The following is a 14,883-nucleotide window of genomic DNA, read 5'->3' on the forward strand; positions in this document are numbered from 1 at the left end:
GATAGAGGCCCCGCACCGAAACTTCAGTGCAGGGCCTCAAGACAAAAAGTGCTGCTAGGAGCTACTTTTCATGCACTCACTTCCAAGCAGCCTTGGCCTCACGCCGACGCCGATGCAGGATCGGCTCGGTGTAACCGTTGGGCTGCTTGGTGCCCTCGAACACCAGCTCCTTGGCGGCCTGGAAGGCGATGCTGCCGTCGAAGTCCGGGGACAGGGGGCGGTAGTTGGAGTCGCCGGCGTTCTGCTTGTCGACGACCGGGGCCATGCGCTGCAGGCTGGCCAGGACCTCGTCCTCGGTGACGACGCCGTGGCGCAGCCAGTTGGCGACCAGCTGGCTCGAGATGCGCAGGGTCGCACGGTCTTCCATCAGGCCGACGTCGCGGATGTCGGGCACCTTGGAGCAGCCGACACCCTGGTCGATCCAGCGCACGACGTAGCCGAGGATGCCCTGGGAGTTGTTGTCCAGCTCCTGGCGCTTCTCCTCGTCGGTCCAGTTGGTGTCCTGGGCGAGCGGGATCTCGAGGATCTGGTCGACGGTGGCGCGGGGGCCGGCCTTGGCGAGCTGGGCCTGCTGCTTGAACACGTCCACCTGGTGGTAGTGCGTGGCGTGCAGGGTGGCCGCGGTCGGCGAGGGGACCCACGCGGTGTTGGCGCCGGCCTTGGGGTGGCCGATCTTCTGCGCCAGCATGTCGGCCATCAGGTCGGGCATGGCCCACATGCCCTTGCCGATCTGCGCCTTGCCGGGCAGGCCGGTGGCCAGACCGGTATCGACGTTCCAGTCCTCGTAGGACAGGATCCACTGCTGGGACTTCATGTCGGCCTTGCGGACCATCGGCCCGGCCTCCATGGAGGTGTGGATCTCGTCGCCGGTGCGGTCCAGGAAGCCGGTGTTGATGAACACCACGCGCTCGGACGCGGCGTTGATGCACGCCTTCAGGTTCACCGTGGTGCGGCGCTCCTCGTCCATGATGCCGACCTTGAGAGTGTTGGCGGGCACGCCGATGACCTCTTCGATGCGGCCGAACAGCTCGTTGGCGAATGCCACCTCGTCGGGGCCGTGCATCTTCGGCTTCACGATGTAGACCGAGCCCTTGCGGGTGTTCTTCAGCTCGGTGTCGCCGTTGAGCGCGTGCTTGGCGACCAGCGAGGTGATGAGGCCGTCGAGGATGCCCTCGGGCACCTCGTTGCCTTCGGCGTCGAGGATCGCGTCGGAGGTCATCAGGTGACCGACGTTGCGCACGAACAGCAGCGAGCGGCCGTGCAGCACCAGCTCGGAACCGTCGAGCGCGGTGTAGACGCGGTCGGGGTTCATGGTGCGGGTGAAGGTCTTGCCGCCCTTGCTGACCTCTTCGGCGAGGGTGCCCTTCATCAGGCCCAGCCAGTTGCGGTAGCAGACGGTCTTGTCCTCGGCGTCGACCGCGGCGACCGAGTCCTCGAAGTCCATGATCGTGGTGACCGCGGACTCCAGCACGATGTCCTTGACGCCGGCGGTGTCGGTGGACCCGATGGGCGACTCGGCATCGATCTGGATCTCGATGTGCAGACCGTTGTGCTTGAGCAGGACCGAGGTGGGCGCGGCCGGGTCGCCCAGGTAGCCGACGAGCAGCGACGGGTCGGCCAGGCCGATCGACGTGCCGTCCTCCAGGCCGACCTCGAGCTCACCGTCGACGATCGTGTACGAGGTGGAGCCGATGTGCGAGCTGGTGATCAGGGTGGCGACATCGTCGAGGAAGTTACGGCCCCACTCGATGACCTTGTCGCCGCGCACCTTGTTGTAGCCGGTGCCCTTCTCGGCGCCGTTCTCCTCGGAGATGGCGTCGGTGCCGTAGAGCGCGTCGTAGAGCGAGCCCCAGCGCGCGTTGGCGGCGTTGATCGCGAAGCGCGCGTTCATCACCGGCACCACGAGCTGCGGGCCGGCCTGCACGGCGATCTCGTCGTCGACGTTCTGGGTGGTGATCTGGAAATCGGCCGGCTCGGGGCGCAGGTAGCCGATCTCGGTCAGGAAGGTCTTGTAGGCGGCCTGGTCGTAGCCGGTGCCCGGGTTCGCGGCGTGCCACGCGTCGAGCTTGGCCTGGATCTCGTCGCGCTCGGCCAGCAGGGCGCGGTTGCGCGGGGCGAGATCGTTGATGACCTGCTCGGCGCCCGTCCAGAACGCCGCGGAATCTACGCCGGTGCCGGGAAGCGCCTCGTTCTCGACGAAATCGTGGAGAACGCTGGCCACTTGTAGGCCGCCGACCTGAATCCGCTCTGTCATCTCATGCCTCACTTGTCGAGAAGAACCGGTTTAAATAAGACGCTCGTAATGTTACCCGCCGGTAGAGGTCATACCGTGCGCAGGGTCAACAGAATCGGCAGCCAATCTGTTCCGCCGCCATCCGACTGTTCGACCGCGTGAGCACCGGAGATCTCGGGCTGCGGCCTGGGCGACTCCGGCGGTCGGCCGGTCACCCCCTTGATTCTAACCCCTGCCCGATTTAATGTACTGATCGGAACATTAGTTGGCACAGGAGACCGGATGACGGACCAACCGTTACGCGATCGAACAGTCCTGGTGACCGGCGGCAGCCGGGGCCTGGGGCGCGAGATGGTCCTGGCCTTCGCCGCGGCCGGCGCGGAAGTGGTGATCGCGAGCCGGAAACTGGACGGCTGCCGTGAACTGGCCGCGGAGGTCGAGGCGAAACACGGGCGGCGCGCCCTCGCCGTGGCCTGCAACGTCAGCGACTGGGATCAGTGCGGCGAACTCGTCGAGACCGCCTACGCCGAATTCGGCCGGGTCGACGTGCTGGTCAACAACGCGGGCATGTCGCTGCTGTATCCGAGCCTGGATCAGGTCACCGAGGCCATGTTCGACAAGGTCATCGGCGTGAATCTCAAAGGGCCGTTCCGGCTTTCGGCCCTGATCGGCGCGCGGATGGCCGCCGGCGCGGGCGGCAGCATCCTCAACATCTCCTCCATCGAGGCCACCCACCCCGAGCCCATGGCCGTGCCCTACGCGGCGGCCAAGGCGGCGCTGAACAACCTGACCACCGGCCTGGCCCGGACCTACGGGCCCAGGGTGCGCGTCAACGCCATCCAGTGCGGGCCGTTCGCCACCGACATCGCCAAAGCCTGGACACCGGAGATGGTCGACTACATGAGCGGCCACAACGCCCTCGGCCGGATCGGGCAGCCCGCCGACATCGTCGGCGCCGCACTGTATTTCGCGACCGAGGCGTCGGCCTTCTGCACCGGTTCCACACTCACGCTCGACGGAGGATGGCGATGAAAGCACTCACCTACGCCGGCCCTCGGCAGATCGCCTACAGCGAGGTGCCCGATCCGGTCCTGCCCGGCCGCGACGGCGCGATCGTCCGGGTGACCGCGGCGGGGATCTGCGGCAGCGATCTGCACATCTACGGCGGCCACGGCTTCGTGCCGGGCACCGGCTACGGCGTCGGGCACGAGGCGGCCGGTGAGATCGTCGAAATCGGTCCCGAGGCACACGGATTCGCGGTCGGCGACCGGGTGCTGGTGCCCGCCTCGGCCGGCTGCGACCACTGCGCGAGCTGCCGCCGGGGCCTGGTGGGCGGCTGCGAGCGGCAGCCGCTGCCGATCGATGTCTGCTACGGCCTCGGCGGCGCGCTGGCCGGGGCGCAGGCGCAGTACCTCGCGGTGCCGCACGCGACGGGCAATCTGGTACGCCTGCCCGAGGCGGTGTCCGACGAGGCCGCGATCGTGCTCACCGACAACGCGCCCACGGCCTGGTACGGGGCGCGCCGCGCCCGCATCGCCCCCGGCGAGACCGTGGTGGTGATCGGGCTCGGCCCGGTCGGCCTGATGGCGGTGCAGGCGGCTTTCGCCATGGGGGCCGCGCGGGTGCTCGGGGTCGATCTGGTCGCCGAGCGCCGGGCCCGGGCCGCCGAACTGGGCGCCGAGCCGGTCGAATCCGACGATCCGAAGGCCGCGATCCGCGACCTGCTGGACGGCGGCGCGGAGGTCGCGATCGAAGCGGTCGGCGCGGACGCCACCATCAAGCTGGCCATCAGCGCGGTGCGACCGCGCGGGCGGGTCAGCGTGATCGGCGTCAGCCAGAACGCGGCCTATCCGATGCACCTGCCGCTGGCGCAGGTGAAGGAACTCGAGTTCCACATTGGACTGTGCTCGATCCAGTACGAGCTGCCGCCCCTGCTGCGGCTCACCGCGGCCGGGCGGCTGCGCCCGGAAGTCGTTGTCACCCATCGCATGCCGATGTCGGAGGGCGAGGCGGCCTACAAGCTGTTCGCCGATCGAGCCGATGGGGTCTCCAAAATCGTCCTGGACCCGTGGTCATGACAGCGTCGCGGACCACCGATGGCGCGCCCGCGCGGCGGCGCGGCCGCCCGCCCGCCTCGGAATCCAACGCCGCCGAAACCCGCGAGCGGATCGTCGCCGCCGCCGTGGACCTGTTCGCGGACAAGGGTTTCCACGGCACCGGCGTCGCCGAGATCGGCGAGCGCGCCAACGTGCAGCGCGGTGCGCTCTACTACCACATCGGCTCCAAGGAGGAGCTGCTCTGGCAGATCCTGCGCGACTACATCCAGCTCATGCGCACCGACGCCGAAGCCATCGCCGCCTCCGGCCACGACCCGATCACCAAGTTGCACAAGCTGATCCACAGTTACGTCGGCCTGATCATCGCGCACCGGCGTGAAGTCGCGATCCAGCTGCGCGACGTCACCGCGCTGACCGGCGAGCGCGCCGTGGAACTGCAGGATCTGCGCGACGACGTGCAGGACTGCTGGCAGCGGGTGCTCGACGAGGGCCACGCCGCCGGACTGCTGCGCACCGCCGACCACGTCCTCACCAACAGCTTGCTCGGCATGCTGAACATGATCACCGTCTGGTACCGGCCGGACGGCAACCACTCCCCCGGCGAGATCGCCGATCTGCTCGCCACCACCTTCCTCGACGGCATCACCACCGAACCAATGAAAGGCTAGCCATGGCTTGGGATTTCGACACCGATCCGGAGTACCAGAAGAAACTGGACTGGGTCGCGGAGTTCGTCAGGACCGAGGTGGAACCCCTCGACCTCATCTACCCGGAACCCTACGACCGCAAGAACCCGGAGATCCGCGCGCTGATGCGGCCGCTGCAGGACAAGGTCAAGGAGCAGGGCCTGTGGGCCTGCCACCTCGGGCCCGAACTCGGCGGCCCCGGCTACGGGCAGGTCAAGCTCGCGCTGCTCAACGAGGTGATCGGCACCTCGAAGTGGGCCCCGCTGGTCTTCGGTTGCCAGGCGCCCGATTCCGGCAACGCCGAGATCCTCGCGCACTTCGGCACCCCCGCGCAGAAGGCCAAGTACCTGCAGCCCCTGCTCGACGGCGAGATCGGGTCCTGCTATGTGATGACCGAGCCTACCGGCGGCTCGGACCCGACGGCGTTCAAGACCCTGGCGGTCCGCGACGGTGACGAGTGGGTCATCAACGGCGAGAAGTGGTTCAACTCGGCCGCGGAGTTCGCCTCGTTCCACATCGTCATGGTGGTGACCGATCCGGAGGCCGCGCCGCACCAGCGGCTGTCGATGTTCATCGTGCCCGCCGACGCCCCCGGCCTGGAGATCGTGCGCAACTTCACGGTGCCCGGCTTCTCGGAAAACGAAGGGCACCTGCGCTTCACCGATGTCCGCGTGCCCGCCGACGCGCTGCTGGGCGCGGAGGGCCTCGGCTTCGTCGTGGCCCAGACCAGGCTCGGCGGCGGCCGCGTCCATCACGCCATGCGCACGGTCGCCATGGTGCGCAAGGCGTTCGACATGATGTGCGAGCGCGCGGTGTCGCGTCCGATGCGCAAGGGCGTGCTGGGCGGCTTGCAGCTGACCCAGGAGAAGATCGCCGAGGCCTGGATCGAGATGGAGCAGTTCCGGCTGCTGGTGCTGCGCACCGCCTGGCGCATCGACAAGGAGCAGGACTACCGCAAGGTCCGCCACGACATCGCCGCCATCAAGGTCGCCATGCCCAAGGTGATGCACGACATCGCCCAGCGCGCCATGCACCTGCACGGCGCGATCGGCGTCAGCACCGACCTGCCGTTCCTTGACATGATGAACTACGCCCAGGTCATGGCCATCGCCGACGGCCCGACCGAGGTGCACAAGATCACCCTCGCCAAGGAGATCCTCAAGACCTACACCCCGGGCGACCCGGTCTACCCCAGCGGTTTCCGCCCCGCCCTGCGCGAGCAGGCCCGGCAGCTGGTGGCCGACCGCCTCGAGCACGTCGTCGGCAACCTCTGAGGTGGTGGGCAGGGTGCACCCCTGCCCACCCTAGGGGTGAATCTCGGGCGTGGCGCTGGCGCGGGTGAACCGAGGTCGGCGGGGTGGCCGTAGCTCCCGGGCATGACGACTACCACTGCTGATTCCCGTACCGCCGTCGACTGGGTGGCCCGCGCCCGCTCGATCGGTGAGTCGCTGCGTCCCGAGGTCGCCGAGCGCGACCGGTCCGGTGCGATCAATGCCGCCGCCTTCGAGCAGCTGCGCGCGAGCGGACTGGTCGCCGCGCTGGTGCCGGTGGAGTTCGGTGGCGGCGGCGCGACGCACGCCGAACTCGGCGCGGCGCTGCGCGAGCTGGGCCGCCACGACGCGTCCACCGCCGTCGCCTTCGCCATGCATTCGCACCTGGTCGCCACCCAGGTGTGGCGGCACAACAGCGGTCAGGACGCGAGCGCCGTCTTCGGCAAGGTCGCCGGCGGCGCGATCCTGGTGAGCACCGGGGCCTCGGACTGGGTGGGTTCCAACGGACGCGCGGTCCGGGTGGACGGCGGCTACCGGGTGCACGCCCGCAAGGCTCCGGCCAGCGGCTGCGAGGCCGGCACCGTGCTGGTGACCAGCTTCCGCTGGGACGAGGCCCCCGGCGGCGCGCAGGCGCTGCACTGCGCGATCCCGCTGTCGGCGCCCGGTGTGCGGATCGAGAAGACCTGGAACACACTGGGTTTGCGCGCCAGCGGCTCGCACACCGTGGTGCTCGACGATGTCTTCGTGCCCGATGCCGCCATCTCGCTGGCCCGCCCGGCCGATGTCTGGCCGCCGCTGCTCAACGTCGTGATCGGCGCGGCGCTCCCGCTGGTGCTGGCCGCCTATCTGGGCGTCGCCGACAGCGCGGTCGAGCTGGCCACAACGCTGACCCGTGGGCGTACCGACGCGCACGTCTATCAGCTGGCCGGCGAGATGATCAACGCCCACACCACGGCCGCCGATCTGATCGAGGCCATGTTCGCCGGTTCGCGGAACCTGCGCTTCGCCAACACCGACGACTACGCCGCGCGGACCCTGAGCCGCAAGACCGTGGCCACCGAGAAGCTCGTCGAGACCGTCCGGCTGGCCATCGAAACCGTAGGCGGACTGGGCTACTCGCGCACCTGTGCGCTGGAGATGCACTACCGCGACATCCACGGCTGCCAGTTCCATCCGCTGCCCCGGGCCAAGCAGACCCAGTTCACCGGACGGGTGGTGCTCGGCCAGAGCCCCCTCGGCTGATTTTTTGGCGGGCCCGGGCGCGGCGCGGTTCAATGGACTCCATGGCGTTCGCGCGGAAACGACCGCGGAAGAGAACCGCCCTGCTTGTCGCGGCGGTGCTCGTCTTGACGCTGGGCGCGGGCCTGGCCGTGTTCCAGCCGTGGAAGCTGTTCACCGACACCACGGTTCAGGAGGCCGCCCCGACGCCGGTGCCCGGAGCCGGGGCGGACGCGCCGCCCCGGATTCCGCGGCCGCTGTCGATCGGCCGATTCATCTCCCACGAGCACACCACCTCCGGCAGCGTGGTGCTTCTCGAACTGCCCGACGGCGGCCGGGTGCTGCGCCTGGAGGAGCTCGACACCTCCGACGGCCCCGATCTGCACGTCTGGCTCACCGACGCGCCGGTGCTCGAGGGCCGCGACGGGTGGGGCGTCTTCGACGACGGCGCCCATCTGGATCTGGGAAAGCTCGAGGGCAACAAGGGCGACCAGAACTACGCCGTCCCGGCGGGCACCGACCTGTCGAAGTACACCAGCGTCGCCATCTGGTGCGACCGGTTCAACGTCTCCTTCGGCGCCGCGGCCCTGGAAAGGGCCTGAACAACAACATATTCGAGACAGCACCCCCGTGCGGCGAAATAAATGGGCCGACAACGGCGGGTGCTGTGTGCCACCATGGAAACAGACGATGATCACCCCGATCGGCGGGGTGATCTTCTGGACTTTCGAGGAAGGAGGAGACGGCCTGTGCACACGCACGAGATGAAGTATTCGGCGAATAAGCCCCCGATCGGCATGCGTGAACGGCGGATCAGTGATTCCCGCCCCGTTCTCCTCCAGGCCGGTCGCTAGACCCGCCCAGCTTTCCCGAATCACGTCCATTCTTCACGAAACATGGTGAGCCCCATGGCATTTCTTCATGCCGCCGACTCGACGGCGGTGACCGCGGACAACTGGATACACCGGCCGGTGCTGGTCCTGAACGCCTCCTTCGAGGCGCTCGACGAGATCAGCGCCGACCGCGCCGTGGTGCTGCTGCTGAGCGGGGCCGCCGAAGCGATCGCCGATCGCGACCCGCACTTCCCGATCCGGTCCCGGCAGCTGGAAATCGCACTGCCGGAGACGATTCGGCTGCTGCGCTACGTCTACATCGAGCACCGCGTCCTGGTGCACGACGAAAGCCGGGCCACCCTGGCGGGCGTGCTGCGCCGCGACCGCCACCGCTGCGGCTACTGCGCCGCGTGGGCCCGCACGGTGGACCACATCCGCCCGCGCAGCCGCGGCGGCCCCAACACCTGGAGCAACCTGATCGCCTGCTGCGGCCCGTGCAACTCGGTCAAGGCCGACCGCACGCCGGAAGAAGCGGGCATGCGGCTGCTATGGATGCCCAAGGCGCCCGACCACCTGGCCAAACGCCAACGCCGGATCTGGAAGGACCTGGCTACCGCCTGAGAAAGGAGCAAGGATATGAGCGTCCGTACCGCACTGCGTCGCGCGGCCGCCGACGTCACCGAACCGAGCCTGGTGGACCTGCTCCCCCTCTCGGACACCGCGGATTGGCACCGGGCCGCCTGCCGCGGCGACTCGAACCACGACGCCTGGTTCCCGTACCCGTCGGAGGACTTCGAATACGCGCGCGGCATCTGCGCGGGCTGCCCGATCCGGCAGGCCTGCGCCGAATTCGCCGCCGGCACCGGACAATCCGGCGTCTGGGGCGGCCACGAGTTCGATCGTGGCCGGATGATCCGCGAGTGAGGGCGCTCGCGGCGGGCCGGGCTGTTCGCGCGCACAGCACGCGCGCGGACAGCCCGCGCCAACCGCTGACCGGTCGCCCGCCGAAACGCGTGTGACCATAGACTGTGCGCCGTGGGCACACATCGCAGCGGAACCAGGTCCCGGGGCGTCAGCAAAGGTCCGGTTATCGCAGTGGTGGCCGTGTTGTTGCTGGCCGGGGCGATTTTCGCGTGGTTCCAGGTCAGTGACCGGGCCGCGCAGGAGAACAGCACGGCGGCCGGGGGGTGTGTCGAGGGCGAGGCCACGCTGTTCGTCACCGTCGATCCCGATCTCGAGGCGCCGGTGCGCGCCATCGCCGGCAAGTACAACGAGACCAAACCACAGGTGCGCGACCACTGCGCGAAAGTAGTGGTGACGGCGCGGCCCTCGGCCGACATGGTGGCCGGGCTCACCGCGGACGGCGCCTGGAACGGAGTGCTCGGGCCGCAGCCCGCGCTGTGGATCCCGGATTCCTCGCGGGCCATCGAATCCGCGCGCGTCCCCGGTCTGATCGAGGGCGACCCGGTGCCGCTGGCGGCCAGCCCGATCGTGCTCGCCGTCCCCGAGGACCTGCGCCAGGCGCTGGAGACGGCACAGACCACCTGGGCGGATCTGCCACGCCTGCAACAGGGTTCGCTCAACACCGTCGGCCTGCCGAACTGGGGCGGCCTGAAACTGGCCCTGCCCACCGGCGACGCCGCCTTGGCCGCCGCGACCACGGTCGCCGCGGCGACCACCGGCACCGATCCGCTCACCGAAGCGGCCGCGCAATCCGGTCAGGCCGTGTCGGCGGTCTCCGGCCTGGCCGCGGGCGCACCCGAGGCCGACCTGGGCTCCGCCCTGAACACCATCGCCGACCCGCAGCCCGCGAAGGCCGCCGTGCACGCGGTCGCCGCCACCGAGCAGCAGGTGCGCGCGCACGGCAACGTGGCCGTCTTCCGGCCGGTCGGCGCCGCGCCGGTCGCCGATCATCCGGCCGCGCTGATGTCGGGCCCCTGGGTGGATCAGACCCAGAATCTGATCGCCAGCGTCTTCACCGAGTACCTGCGCGCACCCGAGCAGGCGCAGTTCTTCACCTCGGCCGGCTTCGCCGTCACGCCCCCGGTCACCGGCGCCGGCGCGAACCGCGCGGCCCTGGCCAAGGTCGGCGCGACGCTGGCCAACCCCGTGCTCGGCGTGCAGTCCACCGTGCTGCTGGATACCTCGTCGTCGATGTCGACCATCGACGGCTCGGCCACCCGCCTCGCCACCGTGATCGGCGCGCTGCGCTCGACCATGAACGTGATGCCGCCCGACTTCGGTCTCGGCGTGTGGGCCTTCGCCAAGAATCTCGACGGCACCACCCCCTACGACGTGCTGGCACCCACCAAGACGCTCACCGACGACCAGCGCACCGCCGTCGGCGCGGCGCTCGGCACCGTCAAGGCCGCCGAGTCCCGCACTGATCAGGCCTATCCGACGCTGCTGGCCGCCTATCGCAGCGCGATCGCCAATTATGTGGCGGGCAAGACCAATTCGATCCTGTTGATCACCGACGGCCCGGACGACGATTCCACGATCACCGGTGCGAAGCTGCTCGCCGACATCACCGCCGCGGTCGACAAAGCCAAACCCGTGCGGATCGATGTCATCGTCGTCGGCGGACCCGGCACCCAGACCCTGCAGGGCGTCGCCGAGCAGACCGGCGGCACCTACACCAGGCTCGCCACCTCGAACGATCTCAGTTTCGGCACCGCCATGGTGCAGGCGCTCACGACGCCGTAGCGCCCGCGCGGCACCCGATTTCGGCCCCGGGCAACTGGGGAGCGAGAATTGCCACGGCTGAAGGGTTCAACCTTCAATTACTGTGATCCGATTTGCCAGTGGGAGTTGTTTGTGGAAACCCAGCGCCGCCCCGGGGGGCGTAGTGCGCGTGTCCGGGATGCGGTCCGGCAGGCGACGCTGGTGGAGGTGACCGAACGCGGCTACGAGGGCCTGACGGTCGAGAACGTCGCCAAACGCTCCGGCGTGCACAAGACCTCGATCTATCGCCGCTGGGGCAGCCCGGAGGGCCTGGTCGCCGATGCCCTGGAGCTGGCGGCCGAGGAGCCCATCCCGGTGCCCGACACCGGCACGCTGGCCGGCGATCTGCGCGCGCTCACCGAGGCGTTGCGGGCCGGGTTCGCCAGCCCGCACGGCAGCGCGGTCGGGTGCGCGTTCATCGTGGCGGGCATGCAGCACCCCGCCGCCGCGGCCGCCATGCAGAACTTCACCGCCGCCCGGCGCAAACAATCCGTCGTCGTGGTGGAACGCGCGGTCGCCCGCGGCGAATTGCCCGGCACCGTCGACGCCGACGAACTCATCCGTTTCGCGCTCGCGCCGATCTACTACCGCCTCTTCGTCACCCACGAACCCGTCGCCCCTGAGGACGCGGCCAAAGCCGCCGACGCCGCCCTGGCCGCCGCCCGGGCAGGCATCCTCTGACCCACGGCGGCCCGCCTCGGTGTGAGGCGGGCCGCGGTGGTCAGTTCGCGTAGTCCTCGAGCGGCGGGCAGGAGCAGACCAGGTTGCGGTCGCCGTAGGCGCCGTCGATGCGGCGCACCGCGGGCCAGACCTTGGCGCGGGCGTGGCCGAGGCCGCGCGGGTAGACGGCGGTCTCGCGGCTGTACGGGTGCGTCCACTCGCCGACCAGGCATTCGGCTGTGTGCGGGGCGCCGCGCAGCGGATTGTCCTCGACCGGCCAGACGCCGGCGGCGACCTGATCGATCTCGCCCTTGATCGCGATCATCGCATCGCAGAACGCGTCGATCTCGGCCAGGTTCTCCGACTCCGTCGGCTCCACCATCAGGGTGCCCGCGACCGGGAAGCTCATGGTCGGGGCGTGGAAGCCGTAGTCCGCCAGCCGCTTGGCCACATCGTCGACGGTGACGCCGGTGCGCTTGGTGATCTCGCGCAGATCCAGGATGCACTCGTGCGCGACCATGCCGTTGTCGCCGGTGTAGAGCACCGGGAAGTGCTCGTCGAGCCGCTTGGCGATGTAGTTCGCCGAGGCAATGGCCGTCAGGGTGGCCCGGCGCAGGCCGTCCGCGCCCATCATCCGGATGTAGGCCCAGGTGATCGGCAGGATGGAGGCGGAACCGAATTCGGCCGCCGACACCGCGTGCGAGCCGGCCTCGAGCGGGTTGCCCGGCAGGTACTGCGCCAGGTGCTCGCGCACCGCGACCGGGCCGACGCCCGGCCCGCCGCCGCCGTGCGGGATGCAGAAGGTCTTGTGCAGGTTCAGGTGGCTGACATCGCCGCCGAACTTGCCCGGCCGGGCCAGCCCGACCAGTGCGTTCAGGTTCGCGCCGTCCACGTAGACCTGGCCGCCCGCTTCGTGCACCAGCGCGCACAGTTCGGCGACCTCGTGCTCGTAGACGCCGTGCGTGGACGGGTAGGTGATCATGATGCAGGCCAGCCGCTCGGCGTGATCGGCGATCTTGGCGCGCAGGTCGTCCAGGTCGACGTCGCCGTTCTCCCGGCACTTCACGACCTCCACCCGCATGCCGACCATGGCGGCCGAGGCGGCGTTGGTGCCGTGCGCGCTGGAGGGGATCAGGCAGGTGTCGCGGTGCGCGTCACCACGATCCAGGTGGTAGCGCCGGATCGCCAGCAGGCCCGCGTACTCGCCCTGGCTGCCGGCGTTGGGCTGCAGCGACACCCGGTCGTAGCCCGTGACGGCGCACAGCCAGCCCTCCAGATCGGTGACCAGCTGCCGCAGGCCCGGCGCGTCCTCGACCGGCGCGTAGGGGTGCACGCGGCTGAAGCCGGGCCAGGTGATCGGCTCCATCTCGGCGGTGGCGTTCAGCTTCATGGTGCACGAGCCCAGCGGAATCATGCTGCGGTCCAGCGCGATGTCCTTGTCCGACAGCGACCGCAGGTAGCGCAGCATGGAGGTCTCGGTGTGGTACCGGGTGAAGGCCGGGGCGGTCAGGAACGGCGAGGTGCGGTTCTCGATGTGCGGACGCGGACGGCCGTGGAACAGCGCGCCCTCGGGGCCGACCGGAACCTCCGCGCCGAAGCTGTCCAGCACCGCGACGACGTGGCCGTCGGTGGTCGCCTCGTCGCAGGCGATGGCGACGTGGTCGGCGTCGACCAGGCGCAGGTTGATGCCCGCGCCCTTGGCCTTGGCCACCACGGCCTCCGCGCCACCGGGCACCTGGACCAGCACGGTGTCGAAGAAGCTCTGGTGCACGACCGCGTCGCCGAGCCCGGCGGCCAGCCACTGCGCGTGCCCGTGCACCCGGCGCGCGATGTTCCGCAGGCCCTCCGGACCGTGATAGGACGCGTACATGGCGGCCACGATGGCCAGCAGCACCTGGGCGGTGCAGATGTTCGAGGTCGCCTTCTCGCGGCGGATGTGCTGTTCGCGGGTCTGCAACGCGAGCCGGTAGGCGGTGTTGCCGTCGGCGTCGACCGAGACCCCGACCAGGCGGCCGGGCAGCTGGCGGGCGTGCGCGGACTGCACCGCGAGGTAGCCCGCGTGCGGGCCGCCGAAGCCCAGCGGCACGCCGAAGCGCTGCGTGGTGCCGAAACAGACGTCGGCGCCCTGCTCACCGGGCGGCGTGATCAAGGTCATCGCCAGCAGGTCGGCGCCGACCGCGACCAGCGCGCCGCGCTCGTGCGCGGCCGCGATCACCGGCGCGCAGTCGATGATCCGGCCCGAGGCGCCCGGCTGCTGCAGCAGCACGCCGAAGAAATCCCCCTCGGGCACAACGCCTTCGGCGAGGTCGGCCTCGACGATCTCGATGCCCAGCGGTTCGGCGCGGGTCTGCAGCACCGTGCGGGTCTGCGGGAAGACATCGGCGTCCACCAGCAGGCGCACCGACTTGGATTTCCGGTTGGCCCGCTGCAACAGCGTCATCGCCTCGGCGGCCGCGGTGGCCTCGTCCAGCATCGACGCGTTGGCCACCTCCATGCCGGTCAGCTCGGAGACCATGGTCTGGAAATTCAGCAGCGCCTCCAGGCGGCCCTGCGAGATCTCCGGCTGGTACGGGGTGTAGGCGGTGTACCAGGCCGGGTTCTCGAGCAGGTTGCGCACCAGCACGGGCGGGGTCAGCGTGTCGTAGTAGCCCAGCCCGATCATGGTGGTGGCCACGGTGTTGGAGTGCGCCAGCGCGGCCAGTTCGGCCAGGGCCTCGTGCTCGGAGACGGGCGGCGGCAGCGCGTCCAGCCCGTTGCCGGCGATCTCGTCGAGGATGCCGGCGGGGACGGCGCGACCGGCGAGTTCGTCCAGGTTCCCGACGCCGACGACGGGCAGGATCGTGGCGAGTTCGCCCTGATCAGGACCGATATGGCGGTCGGCGAAGGTACGGGTCGGGATCACGGCGGCTCCAAGGTCGGGGCGGGTCGACGAACATCGTCGACGAGGTCCTGCCCTCCCCCTCTGTCGTTGGAGCCTGAGAGATTCGGGAGTGGTCGTCCCTTTCCCCATGGGCGGGCGACACGAAGTCACCACTTTCCAGAGGCGCCGAAGCCCGTACGGTCCCTGTTGCCTGAGAGATTGACGGGGAGGTGCTGCTCCTTCGGCGCCCAGCCTCGAATCGAGACCGGGACTCTCCCGCACGGCGGCGACGCACCGCCCAGTTTAGGTGGTGCGTCGCGAAATCCGTGTCATCAGGTCCC

The 14,883-nt window shown here is 69.6% G+C and carries 12 protein-coding genes and 1 riboswitch; of the genes, 10 read left to right on the forward strand and 2 right to left on the reverse strand.

All coding sequences use genetic code 11. The features are described from left to right. Positions 1-76 precede the first annotated feature (76 nt). Entirely contained in the window at positions 77-2,254 is a 2,178-nt protein-coding gene (locus AB0I43_RS28850) for a malate synthase G (protein ID WP_357432927.1), read from the reverse strand. Positions 2,255-2,515: 261 nt separating this feature from the next. Here AB0I43_RS28850 and AB0I43_RS28855 point away from each other — a divergent pair, with 261 nt between their 5' ends. From AB0I43_RS28855 to AB0I43_RS28900, 10 genes are all read left to right on the forward strand, one after another. Beyond that, positions 2,516-3,265 (forward strand): glucose 1-dehydrogenase, encoded by a 750-nt coding sequence (locus AB0I43_RS28855; RefSeq protein WP_357432928.1) that lies wholly within the window; start codon positions 2,516-2,518, stop codon positions 3,263-3,265. Then, entirely contained in the window at positions 3,262-4,311 is a 1,050-nt protein-coding gene (locus tag AB0I43_RS28860) for an alcohol dehydrogenase catalytic domain-containing protein (RefSeq protein WP_357432929.1), read from the forward strand. The genes AB0I43_RS28855 and AB0I43_RS28860 overlap by 4 nt, the downstream gene beginning before the upstream one ends. Next, on the forward strand, positions 4,308-4,958 hold the full coding sequence (locus AB0I43_RS28865) for a TetR/AcrR family transcriptional regulator (protein ID WP_356981050.1): 651 nt from the start codon (positions 4,308-4,310) through the stop codon (positions 4,956-4,958). The genes AB0I43_RS28860 and AB0I43_RS28865 overlap by 4 nt, the downstream gene beginning before the upstream one ends. Positions 4,959-4,960: 2 nt before the next feature. Beyond that, entirely contained in the window at positions 4,961-6,250 is a 1,290-nt protein-coding gene (locus AB0I43_RS28870; protein WP_357432930.1) for an acyl-CoA dehydrogenase family protein, read from the forward strand. Positions 6,251-6,352: 102 nt separating this feature from the next. Next, the gene (locus AB0I43_RS28875; protein ID WP_357432931.1) at positions 6,353-7,489 is read left to right on the forward strand and encodes an acyl-CoA dehydrogenase family protein; all 1,137 of its coding nucleotides are present in this window, start codon (positions 6,353-6,355) and stop codon (positions 7,487-7,489) included. A gap of 41 nt (positions 7,490-7,530) precedes the next feature. After that, a complete protein-coding gene (locus AB0I43_RS28880) occupies positions 7,531-8,067 on the forward strand; it encodes a DM13 domain-containing protein (RefSeq protein WP_357432932.1) in 537 nt (178 codons plus the stop codon). 306 nt (positions 8,068-8,373) lie between these two features. Next, the gene (locus AB0I43_RS28885; protein WP_357432933.1) at positions 8,374-8,919 is read left to right on the forward strand and encodes an HNH endonuclease; all 546 of its coding nucleotides are present in this window, start codon (positions 8,374-8,376) and stop codon (positions 8,917-8,919) included. A 15-nt stretch (positions 8,920-8,934) separates the two neighbouring features. Continuing rightward, positions 8,935-9,222, forward strand: coding sequence for a WhiB family transcriptional regulator (locus AB0I43_RS28890; RefSeq protein ID WP_357432934.1), 288 nt, complete (start codon positions 8,935-8,937; stop codon positions 9,220-9,222). 174 nt (positions 9,223-9,396) lie between these two features. Continuing rightward, on the forward strand, positions 9,397-11,004 hold the full coding sequence (locus AB0I43_RS28895) for a VWA domain-containing protein (RefSeq protein ID WP_357432935.1): 1,608 nt from the start codon (positions 9,397-9,399) through the stop codon (positions 11,002-11,004). A 180-nt stretch (positions 11,005-11,184) separates the two neighbouring features. Next, positions 11,185-11,703 carry a TetR/AcrR family transcriptional regulator gene (locus AB0I43_RS28900; protein WP_357432936.1) on the forward strand — a complete coding sequence of 173 codons (519 nt, stop codon included), beginning with the start codon at positions 11,185-11,187 and terminating at the stop codon, positions 11,701-11,703. Between the two features lie 40 nt (positions 11,704-11,743). Here AB0I43_RS28900 and gcvP read toward each other — a convergent pair whose 3' ends face one another. Further along, positions 11,744-14,584 carry an aminomethyl-transferring glycine dehydrogenase gene (gcvP, locus tag AB0I43_RS28905; protein WP_357432937.1) on the reverse strand — a complete coding sequence of 947 codons (2,841 nt, stop codon included), beginning with the start codon at positions 14,582-14,584 and terminating at the stop codon, positions 11,744-11,746. 146 nt (positions 14,585-14,730) lie between these two features. Then, positions 14,731-14,831, reverse strand: a riboswitch (glycine riboswitch). Positions 14,832-14,883: the final 52 nt, after the last annotated feature.

Origin of the sequence: Nocardia sp. NPDC050435 (assembly GCF_040655395.1) — a bacterium.
Classification (GTDB): Bacteria; Actinomycetota; Actinomycetes; order Mycobacteriales; family Mycobacteriaceae; genus Nocardia.